The 6069-nt window shown below is 61.9% G+C and carries 8 protein-coding genes; 2 read left to right on the plus strand and 6 right to left on the minus strand.

Annotated features, from left to right (window positions below; genetic code table 11):
- Positions 1–22 precede the first annotated feature (22 nt).
- Entirely contained in the window at positions 23–1144 is a 1122-nt protein-coding gene (pqqE, locus tag EN984_RS19160; protein ID WP_127267407.1) for a pyrroloquinoline quinone biosynthesis protein PqqE, read from the plus strand.
- 19 nt (positions 1145–1163) lie between these two features.
- On the opposite strand, the gene EN984_RS19165 is transcribed toward pqqE, so the two are convergent.
- From EN984_RS19165 to EN984_RS19180, 4 genes are all read right to left on the minus strand, one after another.
- Positions 1164–1727 carry a hypothetical protein gene (locus tag EN984_RS19165; protein WP_245473053.1) on the minus strand — a complete coding sequence of 188 codons (564 nt, stop codon included), beginning with the start codon at positions 1725–1727 and terminating at the stop codon, positions 1164–1166.
- A gap of 129 nt (positions 1728–1856) precedes the next feature.
- Positions 1857–2822, minus strand: a complete 966-nt coding sequence (locus EN984_RS19170) for a DUF3592 domain-containing protein (RefSeq protein ID WP_236382785.1) — start codon at positions 2820–2822, stop codon at positions 1857–1859.
- A gap of 119 nt (positions 2823–2941) precedes the next feature.
- Positions 2942–3550, minus strand: a complete 609-nt coding sequence (locus tag EN984_RS19175; protein WP_127267409.1) for a class I SAM-dependent methyltransferase — start codon at positions 3548–3550, stop codon at positions 2942–2944.
- Between the two features lie 152 nt (positions 3551–3702).
- The gene (locus EN984_RS19180) at positions 3703–4602 is read right to left on the minus strand and encodes a GH25 family lysozyme (protein WP_127267410.1); all 900 of its coding nucleotides are present in this window, start codon (positions 4600–4602) and stop codon (positions 3703–3705) included.
- Here EN984_RS19180 and EN984_RS38865 point away from each other — a divergent pair.
- Entirely contained in the window at positions 4601–4876 is a 276-nt protein-coding gene (locus EN984_RS38865; RefSeq protein ID WP_164773642.1) for a hypothetical protein, read from the plus strand. The two genes, EN984_RS19180 and EN984_RS38865, sit on opposite strands and share 2 nt — an antisense overlap.
- Positions 4877–4947: 71 nt before the next feature.
- On the opposite strand, the gene EN984_RS19185 is transcribed toward EN984_RS38865, so the two are convergent.
- Together EN984_RS19185 and EN984_RS19190 are read right to left on the minus strand one after the other, a co-directional pair.
- Positions 4948–5736 carry a phosphodiester glycosidase family protein gene (locus EN984_RS19185; RefSeq protein WP_127269865.1) on the minus strand — a complete coding sequence of 263 codons (789 nt, stop codon included), beginning with the start codon at positions 5734–5736 and terminating at the stop codon, positions 4948–4950.
- 76 nt (positions 5737–5812) lie between these two features.
- A partial coding sequence (locus EN984_RS19190; RefSeq protein ID WP_281057318.1) for an undecaprenyl-diphosphate phosphatase occupies positions 5813–6069 on the minus strand: 257 nt, incomplete at its 5' end.

The raw sequence follows: 6069 nt of genomic DNA on the forward strand, positions 1-6069 counted from the left end.
CGGACAAGCTGCTGGTGAGGTTATGAGCACGCCCCTCCTCCCTCCAATCGGCATGCTGGCGGAACTGACGCATCGCTGCCCGCTGCAATGCCCTTATTGCTCCAATCCGCTGGAACTGCTGAAGGCCAATCGCGAACTCGACACAGAGACCTGGCTCGCCCTGTTCTCGGAGGCCGCCGATCTGGGAGTGCTCCAGGTGCATCTGTCCGGTGGCGAGCCGACACTGCGCCGCGACCTCGAGCAATTGATCGCCGGGCTTGCGGGGCGCGGCGTCTACACCAATCTGATTACCGCGGGCGTTGGCATCGTCGAGGGCCGTATCGAGGCATTTGCCGAAGCCGGCCTCGACCATCTGCAACTGAGCTTTCAGGGCGCGCGGCCGGCGACCACCGATCGCATCGGCAACCACAAGGGCGCTCACGAAAAGAAGCTGGAGACGGCACGCCGCGCGCGCGTTGCCGGTCTGCCTCTTACCATCAACGCACCGATCCATCGCCATAACATCGAGGAAGTGCCGGAATTCATCGATCTCGCCCTTTCGCTGGGCGCGGAGAGGCTCGAGATCGCCAATGTGCAGTATGCCGGCTGGGCGTTGACCAATCGCGACCAACTGATGCCCGAGCGTGAAGCGGTCGACAGGCAGGCGGAGATCGTTGCGGAGGCACAGGAGCGACTGGCCGGCATCATCAACATCGATTTTGTGACGCCGGACTATTTCGCGATCTATCCCAAGCCGTGCATGGGCGGCTGGGCGCGGGACGCCTTCATGGTGACGCCTGACGGCACCGTACTGCCCTGCCATGCCGCACAGACGATCCCGTCGCTCAGCTTCGAGCGTTTCGAACCACGCAGGCTGTCCTCGATCTGGGCCGATTCACCGGGGTTCAATGCCTTTCGCGGCACGGACTGGATGCAGGAACCCTGTCGCGGCTGTGAGCGGCGCGAGATCGACTGGGGCGGCTGCCGCTGCCAGGCGATGGCGATCGCCGGCGATGCCGCTGCAACGGACCCCGCTTGCGCGAAATCGCCGATCCATGCTCGCATGGCAATGCTGATCGACGAAGCCAAGCGCATTGCCACAGCTCCTTCGAGAGAAGAACCGTTCGTCTACCGGCGGATCGGTGCCATGACCGAATCCGCCTGACCTGGCGAGAAAGCGCTTCTCACCCCCTCCGGAAAACGCGAAGCGTCTGCTCGTCAAACAATGGCTCGTCCTGGCCGATGCGCACAAACAGAAGCCTGTGCCCCTCACCCGCCGGCACCTCGAAATACTGGATGCCGTCAGGCATTTCACCCCAGTCGCCGCAGGGCGGTTCGGGAACCTCGTCGGAACTGGCAAGCGCTTTGAGTTCTTCCGCATAGGAGGCGTCAGGGCTGAATGAGTAGCGTTTGACGCCTGCAGGCTCCGTGCCCTGCGTGTAAGGCGTCAGCACGCAGCGGGCGCTGACAGTCTTGTCGGTTTTTTCCAGGAACAGGCGGCGCAATGCAGCCTCGGCAGTTTCACCCGATATGATGTCGAACAGTTCGACGAGAGGATCGGCCGCGCCGCCGTCGCTGTATTTGATGGCAAGCGCGTTGTCGGCGAATTCGAAATGAATCTGGCGGAAGCCGAAGTCGCAGCGTTGCGCCCAGGCGGCCAGCCCGATATTTTTGTCAGACAACCTTTCCCAGACGCATTTGTCGATCGGCGAGCGCGACGGCGCCGGCTCGTCTGCCATCGCGGACATTGTCGCGGATGCAAGCAGGGCGCAGGCCCAGATGATCGATCGCACCCTATTCATCGCTGCATCCTGTCAAGGTAAAGGCATCCCATGCGGAGCCGTCTGAATTGGCATTGGCGAAGTCGGCTGGCACGCTCAAACCAGCCCGAGCAGAAAGGCCGCGCCACCGAGAAAACCTGCCGAGCAGGTCCATAGCAGCCAAAGCCCCCGGACCCGGCATTCGAGCACTGCCGAGCCGGGGTTGGCGGGGTCATAGTGGACGTCGACCTTGCTGCCTTCGATATACTGCCGTGCCTGGCCGCCGACGAGGCCGGACAGCGAGGCGGTCACGGTGGCGCCGAACGTTACACGATCGGCGCTGTAGCGCTGGCCGGCGACGCCATAGGAGTAGACGATGCGGGATTTGAAGACGGTGCGCCAGCGGCCATAGCCTGAATGGTTTCGGAGCGCCTGCAGACCTGAAGTGTCGATGCGGCCAACCACGATCGGCCATTTTGCCGCCTGCTCGGCCAACGCTTTCTGGGCGAAACCGATGCTCAGGATGAACAAGCCCATAAAAAGCAGCAACGCCGCGGCACCGAGATTCTGCGGTTTGGGCAAATGCGGCCCGATCGCCTCCAGAACACCGCCGACGGAAAACACCAGCACAACCGCGCCGAACACTAGGCCGGCCGAGAGTTGGACCATGAACTTGAAGGCGCCGTCCGGCAGGGTGCGCTCGATCACCGCTTTGCTCGGATCGGCCGGATTGTAGAAGACAGTCACCTCCGCGCCGCGGGGAAACTGGGCAAGGGTCTCCGTGACTTCGAAATTCCCCAAATTCTCTTTCACGCTGTAGCGCGAGCTTTGAAATTTCTTGCCGCCGATCTTGTATTCGAAGGTGATCGCCGGAAAATTGCGCATTTCGGTGGTGTCAGTGCTGTCCGAACCAACGCCCGAGTTTCTGACCTCACGTGCCTCGACGCGCGAGGAAATGATCTTTCCCGGCGTCGGCAGCCAGCGGCTGAGTGCCTTCACCTCTCGCCATTTCATGAAGGTGATGAACGACAGCGCGCCCGCGACCACGCAGGCAAAGCCGACAAGCATGATCTTGAGTTCCAACTCGTCTCCCCCCAGGAGTGCAGGAACTCGCACATAGACAGCAAGGCTGCGGCAATGTCTTGCTTATTCGCAAAATCTGAAAAGGTTGAGCAGCGCAAACGGCAACAGCCCACGCCGCGTCATGCAGGCTTCACGGCCAGGAACGTGTTCCATTCTTCGCTATCGCGGCCGACGTTGAAATCGTCCCTGATGAGGACGAGCCCGGCGCCTTCGAGACGGGCCGCGAAGTCGTCCCTGCGCCAGTAGACCGTATGATATTCGCCTGATGTCTCGCCGTCGCCATTACGCATCGAGACGAGAAAGGCGCCGCCCGGGCGCAGCGACCCGGCTATCTTGGCAAGCACCTGGTCGGTCTCGTCGCGAGGCACATGGATGAGGACGCACAGGGCCAGAACCGCGTCGTAGGGGCCGCCGAGATCATCGGTGATGAGATCGAGCAACTCGCCATGCTTGCCACGCGCGGCCTGCAGTTCCAGAAACCGCTTGGTCGCGTCGGTGCGCCGGACTTTGACACCCAAAGTCTCCAGAAAATCCGCGTCGTATCCGGCTCCGGACCCGACTTCCAGAATCCGGCCGCCTGTACCGGCGATTGCCACCAGGCGCTTGAGCGATGCCTGCTCCCTCTCGTTGGGAACATGGCGCACGATGGCATCATATTGTTCCGCATAATCCTCGTAAGCGCTGATCGTTTGACGGCTCTGTGCCAGAGCCTCCGATGACACACCCATCTTTCCTCCCATGCGTCCATGTCGGTCAAAGAGCCGGACACTTTCCTCAGCGAATGCTGCCGGCGGAAGCGTGTCCATCGAGCAGCCCGATGTCGCGTTGCCCAGACCGCGGACATCAGGCAGAGCGAAGTGCGCCGGGACTGACGACTGTCTCAGTTGGCGTCGGCTACCGTCTGCCGGCCGCCGGCCCAGGCGCGCCATTGCCGTTCGTCGCCATGGAAGACATTGAGGTCTATGCGGCCGGTGACGCCGTGCGACAGGCCGGAGCCGGAATACTGCCAGAACAGCCATTTGCGGCCGGGATAGACCTTTGACGGATGCTGGGCCACGGCACGCAGCCAGAACGGATAGTCGAGGAATTCGCCCCTGAGATTGTCGCGGTAGAAATCGGGCGCGGTGTAGATGATGGGACGTTGGCCGTAATGCCGCTCCAGCTTGTCCATGAACACCTGCATCTTTTCCAGCACCTTTTCGCGCGACGGCCGCCGCTTGCAGCTGGACTCGCCGTTCCATTCGACGTCGATCACCGGCGGCAGTGCGCCTTCGACCCTGGGCACGTTGCGGATGAACCAGTCCGCCTGCTCGCCGGCCGTGCGGCACCAGTAGAAGAAATGGTAGGCGCCGCGCTTCAAGCCGGCGGCGTCGGCGCTGCGCCAGTTTTTCATGAACATCGGATCGAGGTGGTCGCCACCGTCGGTCGCCTTGATGTAGGCGAAGTTGGCGCCCTGGGCCCGCAATTTGTCCCAGTTGACGTTGCCTTGCCAACGCGAGACGTCGACGCCGTGCACTGCAAGGCGGCGAGGCGAACCCTTGCCGAAATTGATCGGCTTGGCGTCGCGAAATCCGTAACGGGTGAGCGGCCCGGCCAGCATGGCCGGTGCCGCGCGGGTCAACAGCTTGGGCGGCGACACCAAGGCTGCCGGCTCGACCGGCAGCCCGCCGACATCAGGCACTTGGGGATCAGGCACGTCGGGCGCGGCAAACACGCCCGTCTCTTCCTCCTCCGCCAAGCCGAACGGGCGCGGTTTTTCCCCCGGACCGTTGTCAGACATGGGAGCCAATCCGGCCCTTGCCGCCCTGTTGCCCCTTGCCGCCGGAGCAGCGGCGATCGGTGCCGGCGGCCGGATCACGGAACTGGTGGTCTCGTTGGACGGTTTCTGCAAATCCAGCGCGTCGACGCCGGCCGTCGACGAGCAGCCGGCAAGGCATAGCGATGCGATCAAAAAACTGACGACGCCCGGAATCCGCATCTGGACCTGTACTCAAAACACAACAGACCGAGGGCAAAACGACAGCCGACGGACAAACCAGATCAGTTATGAATGAGAAATTACCAATAAAGTTTGAATCAAGTTTTTTTCGCCCATACCGCGTGCGGCAAGCGCGATGGAAACCGGCTAGGATTTTTTGAAAACGCCGATCATCGGCCCGAGATTCCAATAGTCGTCTTTGCGGCCGATGGCAGGCGCAAACAAGCTTGATATCGTGCCGTCGAGGAAGAGCGCGTTGTCGCAGCCGAGCGCATCGCGGAACAGACGGGCGAAGGCATGGAAGGTCACCATGCCGTTCGAAATCGCAAAAACCGCGACGCCGTCCTTTCGCACCCCGACACCGTCTCGGGTTTTCCGCGAAGTGCCGTCAGCCTGGAATTTTGGATGCAGCTTGCCGTCGATCACCAGCATCGGCCCCGATTGCGTCGCATAGTCGACGGTCGGGCGCCTTTTCACGAAATCCCTGGTGGCGCGGACCGCGGCCTTGCCGTCGCGCATGTAGAAAATGCCGTTCGGCTGCAGGGAAAAATTGCCGCTTCCCGATCCCGTTTTCACCGAGGCCATCTCCTGGCCACGCTCGACATAGAGGCCGACCGGCGCGAGGTTCGGGTGATACATACCGGCATTGATGCCGAACAGCATGGTGCGCCCTGCCGCCTGTTGCGTGGCATGCAGATTGTGCAGCGACTGAAACGGCTTGCCCGCCGCATCCTTCCAGAACAGCTCGAGCTGATATCGTTTTGGATCGACCTCGCAAACGAGATAGCTGGTCGCCTCGAAGGTGAAGTCCCGGCATGGCGGCAGTGAAGCGGTCCACTGGCCAAATCCCATGCCAAATGCCGCCACCGACGGCAGTGCGCCCTTGGCCAATGCCAGCAGCAACGGCAATGATTGCAGGAGGGTCAGGAAATCCATGCGCTTACCGGAATCGAAGTTCGAGGTCCGGTACGGATATAACCTGTTTCAAGCGAGACTGTGAAAGGCTCTGGACTTAGGCAAGCCATCCCATGGCGACGCTCAACAACAAGACGATGCCGAGCAGGCCGCGATAGATGACGAACGGCCAGGCCGAGAAACGCTCCAGCACGTGCATCAGCCCCCATATGGCGAAGAAGGCGGAGATCGACGCAACGACCAGCCCGACAGCAAGCACCGACCAGCCATGGGCGTCGAGATGGACCTTGTGCAGTTCCCAGAGTTCCTTGAGGCCGGCGAGCGCGATGGCAGGCAGCCCGAGCAGGAATGAGA

The sequence above is a fragment of the Mesorhizobium sp. M7A.F.Ca.CA.004.12.1.1 genome, assembly GCF_003997835.1.
Lineage (GTDB): Bacteria > Pseudomonadota > Alphaproteobacteria > Rhizobiales > Rhizobiaceae > Mesorhizobium.

What these genes read in the sequence shown, in the direction of transcription:
- pqqE (WP_127267407.1), top strand. Translation starts at nt 23, where the DNA reads ATGAGCACGCCCCTCCTCCCTCCAATCGGCATGCTGGCGGAACTGACG.
- EN984_RS19165 (WP_245473053.1), bottom strand. Translation starts at nt 1,727, where the DNA reads ATGTCCGCGATGGCAGACGAGCCGGCGCCGTCGCGCTCGCCGATCGAC.
- EN984_RS19175 (WP_127267409.1), bottom strand. Translation starts at nt 3,550, where the DNA reads ATGGGTGTGTCATCGGAGGCTCTGGCACAGAGCCGTCAAACGATCAGC.
- EN984_RS38865 (WP_164773642.1), top strand. Translation starts at nt 4,601, where the DNA reads ATGGGAGCCAATCCGGCCCTTGCCGCCCTGTTGCCCCTTGCCGCCGGA.
- EN984_RS19180 (WP_127267410.1), bottom strand. Translation starts at nt 4,602, where the DNA reads ATGTCTGACAACGGTCCGGGGGAAAAACCGCGCCCGTTCGGCTTGGCG.
- EN984_RS19185 (WP_127269865.1), bottom strand. Translation starts at nt 5,736, where the DNA reads ATGGATTTCCTGACCCTCCTGCAATCATTGCCGTTGCTGCTGGCATTG.